Origin of the sequence: Pantoea sp. Tr-811 (assembly GCF_011752535.1) — a bacterium.
GTDB lineage: Bacteria > Pseudomonadota > Gammaproteobacteria > Pseudomonadales > Pseudomonadaceae > Aquipseudomonas.
In genome coordinates this window covers 24755-38206 of the sequence record NZ_VWXJ01000016.1, presented here as the reverse complement: position 1 = coordinate 38206, position 13452 = coordinate 24755, and the positions used below count along the sequence as shown (strand labels likewise).

Sequence of the window (13452 nt, the reverse complement as noted above, 5' to 3'; positions counted from 1 at the left end):
GAGATAACCCACCCTGCGGGGGGGCGTATGACCCCCCTGTAGGAGCGGGCTTGCCCCGCGAAACCGGCGACGCGGTGGATGGCACCGGCTGCGCCGGTGTTCGCGGGGCAAGCCCGCTCCTACAATGGGGCTTTTACCGCTGAGCGAGGCCGCCGTGTTCAACTTTCTGGTCATCGTGTTCCCTGACTTCAACGCTGCCGCCAGCACCGCGTTCGTCGATCCGTTCCGGGCGGCCAACTACCTCAGCGGTGAAAGCCGCTTCCATTGGGCCTTTGCTTCGGTAGAGGGCGGCACGGTGCGTGCCTCCAACGGCATGGACCTGCTCACCCAACCGCTTGCCAGCCTGCGTGACCAGCCCTGGGACCTGGTGATGCTCTCGTGCAGCTGGGCGCCGGAGCAGCACCACGGCAGCTACCTGCAGGGGGCGCTGAGAACCTGGGCGAGCAAGGGCTGCCTGCTCGGCGGCCTGGACACCGGCACCCTCCTGCTGGCCGAGGCGGGGTTGCTCAAGGGGCGGCGAGCCACGGCGCACTATGAACATATCGATGCCCTGCTGGAGCTTTACCCCGATGTGACCATCGTCGAGGACCTGTACGTGTTCGACCAGCAGCGCATCACCTGCTGCGGCGGCGCTGCGGCCACCGACACCGCCTTGCAGCTGATTCGCAACCTGCACGGCGAAACCCTGGCCAACGAGGCGGCCCGCTACGTGTTCCACCAGCAGTTCCGCCCAGGCAGCGCGCAGCAGAACCCCGAAGCCCAGCAGCCGTTGGGGCACACCATCCCGGTGCCGGTGCGCCAGGCGATCAAGCTGATGGAGCGGCACCTGGAAGAGGTGATTGGCATTGCGGCGCTGTGCGAACAGGTGGGCATTTCCCAGCGCCAGCTCGACCGCCTGTTCCGCCAGGTGGTGCACAAGAGCCCGGCGCTGTACTACCGCGACATTCGCCTGGACCGGGCACGTGGCCTGGTCACCCAGACCGACCTGGCCCTGACCAAGGTCGGCGTCGCCTCAGGCTTTCCCAACCAGTCGCATTTCTGCCGCGCCTACCGCGAACGCTTCGGCCTCACCCCGCGCCAGGACCGCCAGGAGGGCAGGGTGCCGTTCGACTACCGCGCCTGGCCCATGCACCAGCGGGGTGTGGCGCCCCGTTGAGGGTCGTTTCCAGGCGCCACTTACCCAAAAACGACAATGGCCGAAACAGGATAAAAAACGGCGGATCTTGCACATTTAACCCCTCGGCCCCAGACCATCATCGACCCCACAGAACGGGCAAAAACCCCTTGCCCGGAACAATAAAAGGGCCGTTGATATGTCTGAGTTGCTGCATCCTCGCCAATTCGAATCGATCAAACAGGGCTACGACCCGGATCCTTTGCTGTCCCAATCGCTGCGCGCCGAGGCCTACGTCGACCCCGAGTGGTTTCGCCTCGACCAGCAGGCGATCCTGGCAAAAACCTGGCAGTGGGTGTGCCACGGGGAAAAGGTTCGCGAACCGGGCAGCTACACCACCGTGGATATCGCCGGACACCCGGTTGCCGTGGTGCGCGACCAGGACGGCAGCCTGCGGGCGTTCTACAACGTCTGCAAGCACCGTGCTCACCCGGTGCTGCAAGGTGAAGGCAAGACCCGCCGCATCGTTTGCCCCTACCACTCCTGGTGCTATGGGCTCAACGGCAACCTGGTGGCGGCGCCCCATGTCGGCGGCCTGAAAGACTTCAACAAGGAAGAGATCCACCTCACCCCGGTTCAGGTCGAGGAATTCTGCGGGTTCGTCTACGTCAACCTGGACCCGCTGGCCGCGCCCCTGCATCAGCAATCCGGCGACCTGGCCAAGGAGATCCTGCACTGGGCGCCAGACATCGACAAGCTCACTTTCGGCCACCGCCTGACCTACGAGATCAAGTCGAACTGGAAGAACGTGGTCGACAACTTCCTTGAGTGCTACCACTGCCCGACCGCGCACAAGGACTTCTGCACCCTGGTCGACATGGACACCTACAAGGTGCAGACCCACGGCATCTACTCAAGCCACATGGCCGAAGCCGGCAAGGGCCAGAACTCGGCCTACGACGTGTCCAAGGCCAGCGTGCGGACCCACGCCGTGTGGTGGCTGTGGCCCAACACCTGCCTGATGCGCTACCCGGGGCGCAGCTCGATGATCGTGCTCAACATCGTGCCCCTGGGCCCGGACCGCACCTTCGAAACCTATGACTTCTTCCTCGAAACCCCCGAGCCGGACGCCATGGAGAAAGAGGCCATCCGCTACCTGGACGAAGTGCTGCAGGTGGAGGACATCTCGCTGGTGGAGAACGTGCAACGCGGCATGCAGACCCCAGCCTTCGACCAGGGGCGCATCGTTACCGACCCCAACGGCTCGGGCAAGTCCGAGCACGCCTTGCACCACTTCCACGGCCTGGTGCTGGACGCCTACGCCCGCAGCGTCAAGCCATGAGCCGTATCGGCCAGACCGCCCCAGCCCAACCCATGAAACGGTGAGCCCCCATGCCAAAGTCCGTCATCATCACCTGCGCCACTACCGGTGGCGTGCACACCCCGACCATGTCCGAGTACCTGCCGATCACCGCGCAGGAAATTGCCGATTCCTCCATCGAGGCGGCCAGCGCCGGTGCGTCGATCATTCACTTGCATGCCCGCAACCCCGAAACCGGTAAACCCGACCCGCGCCCCGAGCTGTTCCAGGACTTCATGGGGCAGATCCACCGCCAGAGCGATGCGGTGCTGAACGTGTCCACCGGCGGAGGCCTGGGCATGACCCGTGAAGAACGCCTGCGTGCGGCCCTGGCGGTCAGCCCGGAAATGGCATCGCTGAACGTGGGTTCGATGAACTTCGGCATCTTCCCCATGAAAGCCAAGTATTCGAACTGGAAGCACGACTGGGAGCCGGCGTTCCTCGACAGCACCCGCGACTTCATTTTCCGCAACACCTTTGCCGACATCGAATACATCGTCAAGGAGCTGGGCGACGGCCACGGCACCCGCTTCGAGTTCGAATGCTACGACCTGGGCCACCTGTACAACCTGGCGTGGGTGATCGACCAGGGCTGGGTCAAGCCGCCGTTCCTGATCCAGATCGTGTTCGGCGTGCTCGGGGGTGTGGGGGCGGACCTGGACAACCTGATGCACATGCACAGCGTGGCGCAAAAGCTGTTCGGCAAGGACTACGAGTGGTCGGTGCTGGCGGCGGGCAAGCACCAGATGGCCTTTGCCACCCAGGCGGCGATGCTGGGCGGCAACGTGCGGGTTGGCCTGGAAGACAGCCTGTTCATCGGCGCCGGCGAGAAGGCCAGGAGCAATGCCGAGCAGGTGCTGAAGATCCGCTCGATCGTCGAGCAGCTTGGGCTGAAGGTGGCAACGCCGGAAGAAGCCCGGGCCCGCCTTGGCCTCAAGGGCCGCGACAAAATCACCTTGTGATGCGTGATCGGGGATACACCATGCCTAGCAGAATGTTGATCAACGGCGAGCTCGTCGAAGGCGCTGCTGCGCCACTGGCGGTCATCGACCCGTCCACCGGGGAGGCGATCACCCGCGTTGGCCAGGCCGACGAGGCGCAGCTCGATGCCGCCGTGCGCGGTGCACGGGAAGCCTTAGAGCGCCATGCCAGCACCACCCCGGCGCAACGCGCGGGGCTTTTGCAAGACATCGCCGAGGTGGTCGGCCAGCACGCCCAGGCGCTGGCGGCGTTGGAAAGCCAGAACGTTGGCAAGCCTTGGCCCTCGGCCCTTGACGATGAAATGCCGCTGACCCTCGACACCTTGCGGTTCTTCGCCGGCGCCGCACGCACCCTGGCCGGGGTGGCGGCGGGTGAATACGTGGCCGGGCATACCAGCCTGATTCGCCGCGACCCGATCGGCCCGGTGGCGGCCATCGAGCCGTGGAACTACCCGCTGATGATGGCGGCCTGGAAGCTGGCGGCGCCGCTGGCCGCCGGTTGCAGCGTGGTGCTCAAGCCTTCGGAGCTGACCCCGCTGTCGACCTTGCACCTGGGGCAATTGTTGGCCGAGGTGGTGCCCAAGGGGCTGGTCAACATCGTGCACGGGGAGGGCCCTTCGCTCGGGGCTCGGCTCATCAACGCCGACGGCATCGAGGCCGTGAGCATCACTGGCTCGCCCGCCACGGGCAGTGCGGCCATGCGCGCTGCGGCGCAGCAGATGCGCCAGGTGCATGTGGAACTGGGCGGCAAGGCGCCAGTGATCGTCTACGAGGATGCTGATATCGACAAACTGGTCGCCACCCTGCGCGCCACGGCGTTCTTCAATGCCGGCCAGGACTGTGCCCAGCCGTGTCGGGTGCTGGTGGCCAGCAATGTGTATGAGCGCGTCGTCGCGGCCTTGGCCGAGGCTGCCCGTTCGATCAAGGTTGGCCCGCCGCGGGCAAGCGGCACCGAGATGGGCCCCCTGGTGAGCGCACAGCACCGCCAGCGGGTGGCGGGGTTCGTCGAGCGTGCCCGCGCCTGCGCCGAAGTGGTCAGTGGCGGCGCGGTGCTGCCGGGCGGGGGCTTCTTCTACAGCCCGACCGTGATTGCCGACGTTGACCACCACGCTGAAATCGCCACCCAGGAAGTGTTCGGCCCGGTGATTTCAGTGTCGCGCTTCACCCCCGACCAGGACCCGGTGGCGATTGCCAACGCCAGCCGCTATGGCCTGGCCTCGTCGATCTGGACCCGTGACAGCGGCCGCGCCATGGCGGCCAGCAGCCGCCTGCGCTACGGCTTCACCTGGGTCAATACCCACGGCGTTGCCACGCCGGAAATGCCCTGGGCCGCCATGAAAGGTTCAGGCCATGGCTGCGACATGTCGGTGTTCGCCCTCGACGCCTACACCAGCATTCGCCACGTCATGTACGCACACGGCTGATCAGCAGGGCGCCGCAGTGAAACGGCGCGCCTTCGATGTTTTCCAACGACCGAGGTTTATCCGATGAGTGAATTTCAACAGGTGGCAGTGGTTGGCGCAGGGGTGATCGGCGCCAGCTGGGCGGCGCTGTTTCTGGCATCGGGGCGTGACGTTGCCGTTTACGACCCTTCGCCGACGGTGCAAGCCGATGTGCGCAGCTACATCGACAATGCCTGGCTCACCCTGCGCGAGCTGGGCCTGGTACAGGCCGAACCCGGCCAGCTGAGCTTTCACAGCGATGTCGCCAGTGCCGTGCAGGGCGCCGACTTCGTGCAGGAAAGCGTGCCGGAGCGGATCGCTATCAAGCATGAGCTGTTCGCCCGGCTGGAAGCGGCGCTCAAGCCGGGCGCCATCGTGGCATCGTCCGCGTCCGGCCTGCGCCTGGGCGAGATGCAGGCAGGGTGGCGCAACCCTTCGCATTTCATCCTGGGCCATCCGTTCAACCCGCCGCACCTGATTCCCTTGGTGGAGGTAATGGGCAACGACAAGACGGCAGCGGGTGTGGTGGAGCAGGCCGAGCGGTTCTATGGGTTGGTGGGCAAGGTGACGATCCGGGTCAATCGCGAGGTGAAAGGCCATGTGGCCAACCGCCTGCAGGCGGCGCTGTGGCGTGAGGCCATTCACCTGGTCAAGAGCGGCGTCGCCAGTGTGGAAGATGTCGACAAGGCGGTGTGGGCGGGGCCTGGCCTGCGTTGGGCGGCAATGGGGCCGAGCCTGCTGTTCCACCTGGGGGGCGGGCCGGATGGCCTCGCGGCCTTCTGCCAGAAGTACGCCGACAGCTTCAACGGCTGGTGGGATGACCTGGGCGACCCACGCCTGGACAGCGAAACGGCCGCCCTGCTGGTGGCAGGCGTGGATCAGCAAGCCGGTGGCACCCGCTGGGCATCGCTGGCGGCCCAGCGCGATGAGCTGATCACTCAGCTACTCAAGGCCAGCGTACCACTGCGCCGCCCTTGAGTTCGGGCCCGGGGTGCAAGTGGCCCCGGGCCGGTCTGCCCTTGCGTGAGGTGTGCCATGCCTGAAGAGAAGTTGACCCTGCAGATAACCGACCTGACTGCCGAAGCCAAGGGCGTCATGGTCGTTGAGTTGCGCGCTGAACCGGGCCAGGCGCTGCCGCCGTTCAAGCCCGGCGCCCACATCGAACTGCATTTGCCTGGCGGTACCGTGCGCCAGTATTCCCTGTGCAATGACGCCCGGGAGCAACACCGCTATTGCGTGGGGGTTGGCCTGTCTGCCACCAGCCGGGGCGGCTCCCGCCACGTGCATCAAGCGCTGCGCGTGGGCGACAGGCTGACGGTGACCCCGCCGCGCAACCACTTCCCCCTGGAAGAAGACGCGCCGGCGTTCGTGTTCTTCGCGGGCGGTATCGGCATTACCCCGGTGTGGTCGATGATCCAGTGGTGCGAAGCCAACAAGCGCCCCTGGCACCTGTTCTACCTGGTGCGCAACCGCCAGCGTGCAGCCTTTCTTGAGGAACTTGGGCGGTATGCCGACCAGGTGACCCTGCATGCCGACGATGAGGCGGGCGGCCTGTTCGATATCGCCGCGGCTGTGGGCCGGCAACCTGGCAATGTTCATTTCTACACCTGCGGGCCCACGCCCCTGATGCTGGCCGTTGAAGCCGCCACGCGCGGCTTTCCCGAGGCGCAGGTGCATTTCGAGTGGTTCACGCCCAAGGCGCCGCAACGCCCTAGCGTGGACAACGCCTTCACGGTGCAGTTGGCCAGGAGCGGCACTTCGCTCGAAGTGCCAGCGGACAAAAGCATTCTCCAGGTGCTGGAGGCCAACGGCCTGCGCGTCGAAAGCTCCTGCCGGGAGGGCACCTGCGCCTCGTGCGAAACCTGTGTGCTGGGCGGTACGCCGGATCACCGCGACAGCGTGCTGACGGCTGCCGAGCGCAAGAACAACGACGTGATGATGATCTGCGTTTCCCGGTCGCTGTCACCCAGCCTTGTGCTCGACCTTTGAAAACGCGCCCCTAAGACGTGTGCAAGGAGTATGTGCGTGAACGAGCTGCTGCTGACCCATCAAGCCACCATTGTCGAAGACTGGATCGACTACAACGGGCATCTGCGCGATGCCTTCTACTTCCTGCTGTTCAGCCACGCCACCGATGCCCTGATGGACCGCATCGGCCTTGATGCCGACGGCCGGGCGATCCATGGCCACACCCTGTACACCCTCGAAGCCCATATCAACTACTTGGGCGAAACCCGGCTGGGTGAGCAGGTGCAGGTGTTTACCCAGCTGATCGACCACGACAGCAAGCGCCTGCATATCGTCCATCACCTGTACCGGCCTGCCGATGGCGAGCTGTTGGCGGCCAGTGAACAGATGCTGATGAACATTGCCAGCCTGGCCGGGCGCGCGGCGAAGTTCGCCACCGGTGTGGAGGCGAACATCAGCGCGCTGTTGCAAACCCATCGAACCCTGCCGCGCCCCGGCTACTGCGGGCGGGTGATCGGCATTCGTCGCTAGCGCCGGCACCCCGTTCGGGGAAACTCTCGCTTGGTAACAAGGACAATAACAATGAAAATCGAGCAGCGAAGTATCGAGTTCGTCCCCCACAACGAGCGCTACGGCAGGCCGCGACGGCTGTTCACGGTGTGGTTCAGTTCAAACCTGCAGGTAACCGCGCTGATGGTCGGCACCTTGGGCGTTGCGGCGGGCTTGAGCCTTGCGTGGACGCTGGTGGGGCTACTGGTGGGCTGCCTGCTGGGCACCATCTTCATGGCCGCCCATTCGGCCCAAGGACCGCACCTGGGGGTGCCGCAGATGATTCAGAGCCGTGCCCAGTTCGGCGTGTTCGGTGCGGCCATTCCGTTGCTGGTGATGGTGACGGCCGCGGTGTTGTTCATGGCCGCCAGCGGCGTGCTGATGCGCGACCCGCTCAAGGCGCTGCTGGCGGTCAGCGACAACCAAGCCATCCTGATTGTTGGCGCCCTCACGTTCCTGATCGGTGTCGTCGGTTATGAGCTGATTCACCGCCTGGGTGCCTGGATGAGCTTGCTGTCGTCCGTGGTATTCGGTGCTGCGCTGGTGTTGATCCTGTTGCAGGCGAGTGCGCCCGACGCGCTGCACGTGGATGCCGGTGGCTTTTCCATGCCGGTGTTCAACCTGGTGATCGCCCAGGCGGCCTCCTGGACCTTGGGCTACGGCCCTTACGTGGCCGACTACTCGCGCTACCTGCCGGCCGATGTGCGCACCCGGGACACGTTCTGGACCACCTACTTCGGCTGCGCACTGGGTTCGCTGGGCATGATGGCGCTGGGGGCGACCCTGGCCGCCGTGGTGCCTTCCGCGCTCGGCGCCGACCCCGGCACGGCCGTTGCCAACCTGTTCGGCCCTTGGGCCAAGGCGGCGCTGCTGGTGGTGGCGTTGGGGGTGATTCAGTACAACGTGCTGTGCCTGTACAGCGCCTACATGTCCACCACCACGATTTTCAGCGGCTTCGCCAAGGTGCTGCAGGTGCGGCGTGGCGCCAAGGCAGGGCTGATGGCGCTGCTGTCGATACTGGCATGTGCCATTGCCGTGCACACGCAATACCAGTTCGACACCTTCTTTGCCGATATTCTGATTGGGCAGCTGTACCTGCTGATTCCGTGGAGTGCGATCAACCTGGTGGATTACTACGTGGTCCGGCGGGGCAACTACAGCATCGACGACCTGTACGACGCCCAGGGGCGCTATGGCCGCTGGAATCGCAAGACCATGATCGTCTATGGCGCCTCGATCATCGGCACGGTGCCGTTCATGAAGTTGTCGTTCTTCGAGGGCTACCTGGCCAAGTGGATTGGCGCCGATGTCAGCTGGATTGCGGGGCTGGTTCTGGCCGGGTTGCTGTACTTCCTTTTCCACCTCAAACGCCCCTCATCGGGCCAGGCCCAGCGGCTTGAGGGGCAAACAGGGCACGTCAATTCGGCACCTTGACGGGCCCTTGGGTTTCACCTTTCCCGCACCAGGGCGGCTGGGCCGCCTTGGTGCCAGGGCGCGATCAGCGGTCTTTATCTTTGCGTTGTTGATCGTCGCGGGCATGCTGGCCACCCATGGCGCCAGCCTTGTCAGCGGTTTTCGTGTCGCGGTCGTGGGTGGCTGACTGGCCGCCCTGGCGGCCGGTGTCCTTGGTTGCGTCCCAATCCTTGTTCATCTTGTCGTCCGGCATTTGCCCGGATTTCTGACCGCCTTGGTGCTTGCCGCCCATATCGCCCCCCGCGCCATGGCCGCCTTGCTGGCCAGTCTTGCCCATGTCGGGCTTGGTGGTGCCGCCTTGGTGCGCGCCTTTGTCTTGATTGTTCGCCATGATCGCTTACCTCAAGTCAAACACAGGAAGGTCTGTGTTCAGTTGTGACCGTTGGAAAAGTGCCGGGCGCTGCAAACTTTTTCGCTTTTTCAGACGAGGCGCTTCAAGTACCTCGGGGCAAACCTTTAGTGGGTGAAAGGCCTGCGGTAATAGTTAAGGCCCAAGGGTCGCCGATGGTTTAAATTGAAGGCCCTGCTCCTGCGACGTTTACCGATATGGACTCTGGCGATCAACAACCGCTCCTGCACCCCATTTGCCCTCGACGTGGTGAGGTGGCCGCACGGCTTGGCCTTGTCGAGTGGGCGGCAACGCCTTTTGGCAGCAGGGAACAGTGGCCGGAGGCGTTGAAGCATGCCTTCTCGTTCCTGCTGAGCTCGGATTTGCCGTCGGCCATCGTGTGGTCGGGCGAGCGGGCGGTGCTGTACAACGACGCCTGGGTGCCAGCCATGGGCCATCGCCATCCTGCCGCCCTGGGCCGGCCGGCGCACGATGTGTGGACAGCCGTGTGGCCGCGTGTGGCGCCGCAGCTCGATGCGGTGATCGAGAGCGGGGCGTTGCTGCTGCTGTCGGACTCCGAGTTCCCCGTGCGGCTGGACCGGGAAAAGCCGTGGGCGTTCAGCCTGAGCCCGCTGCGCGGCGCGGACGGGCAGGTGGCCGGGGTGCTGGTGCAAGGCCAGGAGGTACGCGCGGCGGCGATCGAGCCGGTGCCGTCGCACATTACCCTGGGCCGTGACCGCAGGATGTTCGACCAGGCGCCTGGGTTCATCACCATTCTGCGAGGCCCGGACCACGTGTTCGAATTCGTCAACGAAGCCTTCCGGCGCAGTTTCGGCGAGCGCGGCTACCTCAACCGGTCGGTGCGCGAGGTGTTCCCCGACCTGGAAGGGCAGGGTTATTACACCTGGCTGGACAACGTGTACGCCACCGGTGAACGCTTCGTTGCCAACGGGACGGCGATTTCCCTGTACTGGGGCGACAAAGGCAAGGCCACGCGCTTTCTTGATTTCGTCTATGAACCGGTGTTCGACGACAACGGCGTGGTCAGCGGCATTTTCTGCGAGGGCTTCGACGTCACCGACCGGGTGGAAACCGAGCAGGCCTTGAGGGAAGAGAGCCGGATCCTGGGGATTTTGCGTGACATCAACGCAGCATTCGCCAGTGACCTGAACCTGGAGCGCATTGTCCAGAACCTGACGGACGCCGCCATGGCACTGACTGGCGCGGCCTTTGGCTCGTACTTCGCCAACGAGGTCGATGAAACCGGCGCCCACCTGAAGCTCTACACGCTGTCGGGGGCAGACCGCGCGGCGTTCGAGAAACTGGGTCACCCGCGCGCCACGCCGGTGTTTGCGCCAACCTTTCGCAATGAGGGCGTGGTGCGGTCCCTGGATATCCTGACCGACCCCCGTTATGGCCAGTTCAAGCCCCACCATGGCATGCCCAAGGGCCACCTGCCGGTGCGCAGTTACCTGGCGATTTCCGTGGTGTCCAGAACCGGCGAGGTGCTGGGCGGGCTGTTCTTCGGCCACCCGGAACCAAACCGCTTTACCGAGCAGCATGAGCAGTTGATCGTGTCGCTCGCCGCGCAGGCGGCAGTGGCGATCGACAATGCCCAGCTGTACCGCCAGGTCCAGCAGGCCAAGGCCACGCTGGAAGAGCGGGTGGCGCAGCGCACCGAGGAGCTTTACCAGGCCAACGAGGCGCTGCGCCAGGCGCAGAAAATGGAAGCGCTCGGCCAGCTCACCGGGGGCATTGCCCACGACTTCAACAATATTCTGGCCGGCATACTGGGCAGCGCCGACTTGCTGTCCCGGCGTTTGAAGCAGGGCAAGGCCGACTCCAGCGAGCGCCTGCTCAACGGCATCCAGGTCAGCGCCAAGCGCGCCGCCTCGCTGACCCAGCGCCTGCTGGCGTTCTCGCGTCGCCAGACGCTCGACCCGCGCCCCACCGATATCAACGTGCTGATCGCTGAGCTGGTGGACCTGATCAACCGCTCGGTGGGGCCGGCCATCACGGTGATCACGCACCTGGAGCCGGACACCGGGCTTGCGCGCATCGACCCTGCGCAACTGGAAAGTTCGCTGCTGAACCTGGCCATCAATTCGCGTGACGCCATGCCCGATGGCAACGGTGCCATCTCGATCTCCACGCACGTGGTCGAATTCCAGGGGGAGGCTGCGGTGCAGGTGGACCTGCCGGCGGGGGAGTACATCGTGATTTCGGTGGCTGACACCGGTACTGGCATTTCGGCGGAGAATCTCAAGCGTATCTTCGACCCGTTCTTCACCACCAAGCCGCTGGGGCAGGGCACCGGGCTGGGCTTGTCGATGGTGCACGGGTTCGTGCGCCAGTCCGGTGGGCAGGTGGACGTACACTCCAAGGAAGGCGTGGGCACCACCATGCGCCTGATCCTGCCCAGGTTCGACGGGCAGTTGCATGCCCAGGTAACCGAGGAGGTGGGGGAGCGGTCGGTTCCGGGCGACAAGGTTGGGCGCATCCTGGTGGTGGACGACGAGCCGGTGGTGCGCATGTCGATGGTCGATACGCTGCGCGAGGCGGGCTATGAGGTCGAGGAAGCCGAGGAGGGCGCGGGTGCCTTGCACCTGCTGCGCAGCCCGCGCCCGTTCGACCTGCTGGTGACGGACGTTGGCCTGCCGGGTGGGTTCAACGGCCGCCAGGTGGCCGATGCGGCGCGCCTGGAACGGCCTGAGTTGCGCGTGCTGTTCGTCACGGGGTTTGCCGAGGCCTCGGTGCTCAAGGGTGGGTTCCTGACCCCGGGCACGGCGTTGATCACCAAGCCATTCGAGATAGCGCTGCTGTTGGAGAAAGTCGCGGGGATGTTGCAGCAGCCCTGACTAACGCGCGCCGCGAGCTGTGCTCGCGCCTACCGGGAACTGCATTGGCCTGGTAGGAGCGAGCGCAGCTCGCGAAGGGCCGAGCCTGCCTACTTGCTGGTGAATGCCGCGAACCGCTTGTTGAACCCTGCCACGCGGCCCTCGGACTTGGCCTTGCGTTCCTGGCCGGTATACACCGGGTGCGAGGCGCTGGAAACGTCGAGGGTGACGTAGGGGTACGTCTTGCCATCACTGTGCTCGAAGGTCTTGTCCGTGTCGATGGTCGAGCCGATCAACCAGAACGCATTGGCAGACACGTCGTGGAACAGGACCGGGCGGTAGTCGGGGTGGATGCCGGGTTTCATGTCATCGTCCTATGGAATGATATAAAGTTACATTTAGATAGAGATAATGACTCTCATTACCGGCAATGTCCAGCCCCGTGTTCGCCAGATGTCAGCCAGGCACGTAGCCATGACGGGCATGGAACCTGTCCATTTCCTTCTGCAGGGGCGGGTGCTGGGTCAGCAGCCTCACGTACTCCGGGAGGCGCTTCATGCGGGTGCCGGTGTCTTCGCTGATTTGCATGGAAATGTAGCCGATCTGGATCAGGTAAAGCCCGCGCGAGCACACATCTGCGGTCAGGTCGACTACGCCAAAGCGCCTGAACATGTCGGCAATGGCCGCGATCCGCTGGGCATCTGCGGTTTCGATCTCGGCGGCGATGGGCGCCGACTGTAATGCCCAACTGCGCATCGCGAACTCCAGGCGGGCATCGAAAATGGCCTGGTCGAACCAGCAGTCGGTCACGTTGAGCACCGCTTCCTGAAGGCTGTCGGCATAGGCACCTGCCTGGCGGACGATGCTGCCGGTGTTCTTCTCCCGCCAACGCCCCACCAATGCGTCGAGCAACGCTTCGCGGTCCTGGAAAAACCAGTAGAAGCTGGTGCGCGACTGGCCCAGTTTCTTGGCCAGCGGAAGGATTCGCACCGAATCGATCCCCGATTCCAGAAACAGCTCGAAAGCCCCTTCCAGCCATGCATCAGCGGTTCCCCGGGCCGGGTTCTCAAGGTCGTTCTGCTTGTTTGGATGTGCCATCTGTACCTCAACTGAAGCGTTTATCTCGGTGGGGCATTGGCAGGAGCAATGCCGCGCAGGAGACGCCCGCAGACTCAAGATTGCTCTGAGCATACACCGGCTGCGGCCCGCGCCGGGCGGCGTAACTATTTTCTTCGGCAAATCAGTGGATTATCGAAAACACCAGTACACGTGTGTTCTTGTTACTTGACACTAGTGTCTAGTGGTACCAATCTTGGCTCGTCGAGGCGTGCTGAAACACGCAGCGACCAGCCAGCGAACAGGCATCAGAACCACCACCAAGCCATTGGTCAGCCATATCCA

12 protein-coding genes are annotated in these 13452 nt (G+C 64.4%); 9 read left to right on the top strand and 3 right to left on the bottom strand.

Features of this window, described 5'->3' with window-relative positions; translation table 11 throughout:
* Positions 1 to 154 precede the first annotated feature (154 nt).
* The 8 genes from F3J44_RS21780 (at position 155) to F3J44_RS21745 (ending at position 8847) form a co-directional block, all read left to right on the top strand.
* A complete protein-coding gene (locus F3J44_RS21780) occupies positions 155 to 1156 on the top strand; it encodes a GlxA family transcriptional regulator (protein ID WP_205300050.1) in 1002 nt (333 codons plus the stop codon).
* 157 nt (positions 1157 to 1313) lie between these two features.
* Entirely contained in the window at positions 1314 to 2456 is a 1143-nt protein-coding gene (locus tag F3J44_RS21775) for an SRPBCC family protein (protein ID WP_167057776.1), read from the top strand.
* Between the two features lie 50 nt (positions 2457 to 2506).
* The gene (locus tag F3J44_RS21770) at positions 2507 to 3436 is read left to right on the top strand and encodes a 3-keto-5-aminohexanoate cleavage protein (RefSeq protein ID WP_167275950.1); all 930 of its coding nucleotides are present in this window, start codon (positions 2507 to 2509) and stop codon (positions 3434 to 3436) included.
* Positions 3437 to 3456: 20 nt separating this feature from the next.
* The gene (locus F3J44_RS21765; protein ID WP_167275948.1) at positions 3457 to 4878 is read left to right on the top strand and encodes an aminobutyraldehyde dehydrogenase; all 1422 of its coding nucleotides are present in this window, start codon (positions 3457 to 3459) and stop codon (positions 4876 to 4878) included.
* A gap of 63 nt (positions 4879 to 4941) precedes the next feature.
* Positions 4942 to 5874 carry a 3-hydroxyacyl-CoA dehydrogenase NAD-binding domain-containing protein gene (locus F3J44_RS21760; protein ID WP_167275945.1) on the top strand — a complete coding sequence of 311 codons (933 nt, stop codon included), beginning with the start codon at positions 4942 to 4944 and terminating at the stop codon, positions 5872 to 5874.
* 57 nt (positions 5875 to 5931) lie between these two features.
* Positions 5932 to 6885 carry a PDR/VanB family oxidoreductase gene (locus tag F3J44_RS21755; protein ID WP_167275942.1) on the top strand — a complete coding sequence of 318 codons (954 nt, stop codon included), beginning with the start codon at positions 5932 to 5934 and terminating at the stop codon, positions 6883 to 6885.
* Positions 6886 to 6921: 36 nt separating this feature from the next.
* Positions 6922 to 7395 carry a thioesterase family protein gene (locus F3J44_RS21750; RefSeq protein WP_205300049.1) on the top strand — a complete coding sequence of 158 codons (474 nt, stop codon included), beginning with the start codon at positions 6922 to 6924 and terminating at the stop codon, positions 7393 to 7395.
* A gap of 51 nt (positions 7396 to 7446) precedes the next feature.
* On the top strand, positions 7447 to 8847 hold the full coding sequence (locus F3J44_RS21745) for a cytosine permease (protein ID WP_167275939.1): 1401 nt from the start codon (positions 7447 to 7449) through the stop codon (positions 8845 to 8847).
* A gap of 64 nt (positions 8848 to 8911) precedes the next feature.
* On the opposite strand, the gene F3J44_RS21740 is transcribed toward F3J44_RS21745, so the two are convergent.
* A complete protein-coding gene (locus F3J44_RS21740; RefSeq protein ID WP_167057767.1) occupies positions 8912 to 9217 on the bottom strand; it encodes a hypothetical protein in 306 nt (101 codons plus the stop codon).
* A 344-nt stretch (positions 9218 to 9561) separates the two neighbouring features.
* Here F3J44_RS21740 and F3J44_RS21735 point away from each other — a divergent pair, with 344 nt between their 5' ends.
* Positions 9562 to 12072, top strand: a complete 2511-nt coding sequence (locus tag F3J44_RS21735; protein ID WP_167275936.1) for an ATP-binding protein — start codon at positions 9562 to 9564, stop codon at positions 12070 to 12072.
* A gap of 89 nt (positions 12073 to 12161) precedes the next feature.
* On the opposite strand, the gene F3J44_RS21730 is transcribed toward F3J44_RS21735, so the two are convergent.
* Together F3J44_RS21730 and F3J44_RS21725 are read right to left on the bottom strand one after the other, a co-directional pair.
* Positions 12162 to 12416: a type B 50S ribosomal protein L31 gene (locus F3J44_RS21730; protein ID WP_167275933.1), complete on the bottom strand. Its 255-nt coding sequence runs from the start codon at positions 12414 to 12416 to the stop codon at positions 12162 to 12164.
* A 91-nt stretch (positions 12417 to 12507) separates the two neighbouring features.
* Positions 12508 to 13149 carry a TetR/AcrR family transcriptional regulator gene (locus F3J44_RS21725; RefSeq protein ID WP_167275930.1) on the bottom strand — a complete coding sequence of 214 codons (642 nt, stop codon included), beginning with the start codon at positions 13147 to 13149 and terminating at the stop codon, positions 12508 to 12510.
* Positions 13150 to 13452: the final 303 nt, after the last annotated feature.

Excerpts from the sequence above, each read along its gene's own strand:
- F3J44_RS21755 (WP_167275942.1), top strand. The coding sequence starts at position 5,932 with ATGCCTGAAGAGAAGTTGACCCTGCAGATAACCGACCTGACTGCCGAA.
- F3J44_RS21765 (WP_167275948.1), top strand. The coding sequence starts at position 3,457 with ATGCCTAGCAGAATGTTGATCAACGGCGAGCTCGTCGAAGGCGCTGCT.
- F3J44_RS21760 (WP_167275945.1), top strand. The coding sequence starts at position 4,942 with ATGAGTGAATTTCAACAGGTGGCAGTGGTTGGCGCAGGGGTGATCGGC.
- F3J44_RS21725 (WP_167275930.1), bottom strand. The coding sequence starts at position 13,149 with ATGGCACATCCAAACAAGCAGAACGACCTTGAGAACCCGGCCCGGGGA.
- F3J44_RS21745 (WP_167275939.1), top strand. The coding sequence starts at position 7,447 with ATGAAAATCGAGCAGCGAAGTATCGAGTTCGTCCCCCACAACGAGCGC.
- F3J44_RS21740 (WP_167057767.1), bottom strand. The coding sequence starts at position 9,217 with ATGGCGAACAATCAAGACAAAGGCGCGCACCAAGGCGGCACCACCAAG.
- F3J44_RS21770 (WP_167275950.1), top strand. The coding sequence starts at position 2,507 with ATGCCAAAGTCCGTCATCATCACCTGCGCCACTACCGGTGGCGTGCAC.
- F3J44_RS21730 (WP_167275933.1), bottom strand. The coding sequence starts at position 12,416 with ATGAAACCCGGCATCCACCCCGACTACCGCCCGGTCCTGTTCCACGAC.
- F3J44_RS21775 (WP_167057776.1), top strand. The coding sequence starts at position 1,314 with ATGTCTGAGTTGCTGCATCCTCGCCAATTCGAATCGATCAAACAGGGC.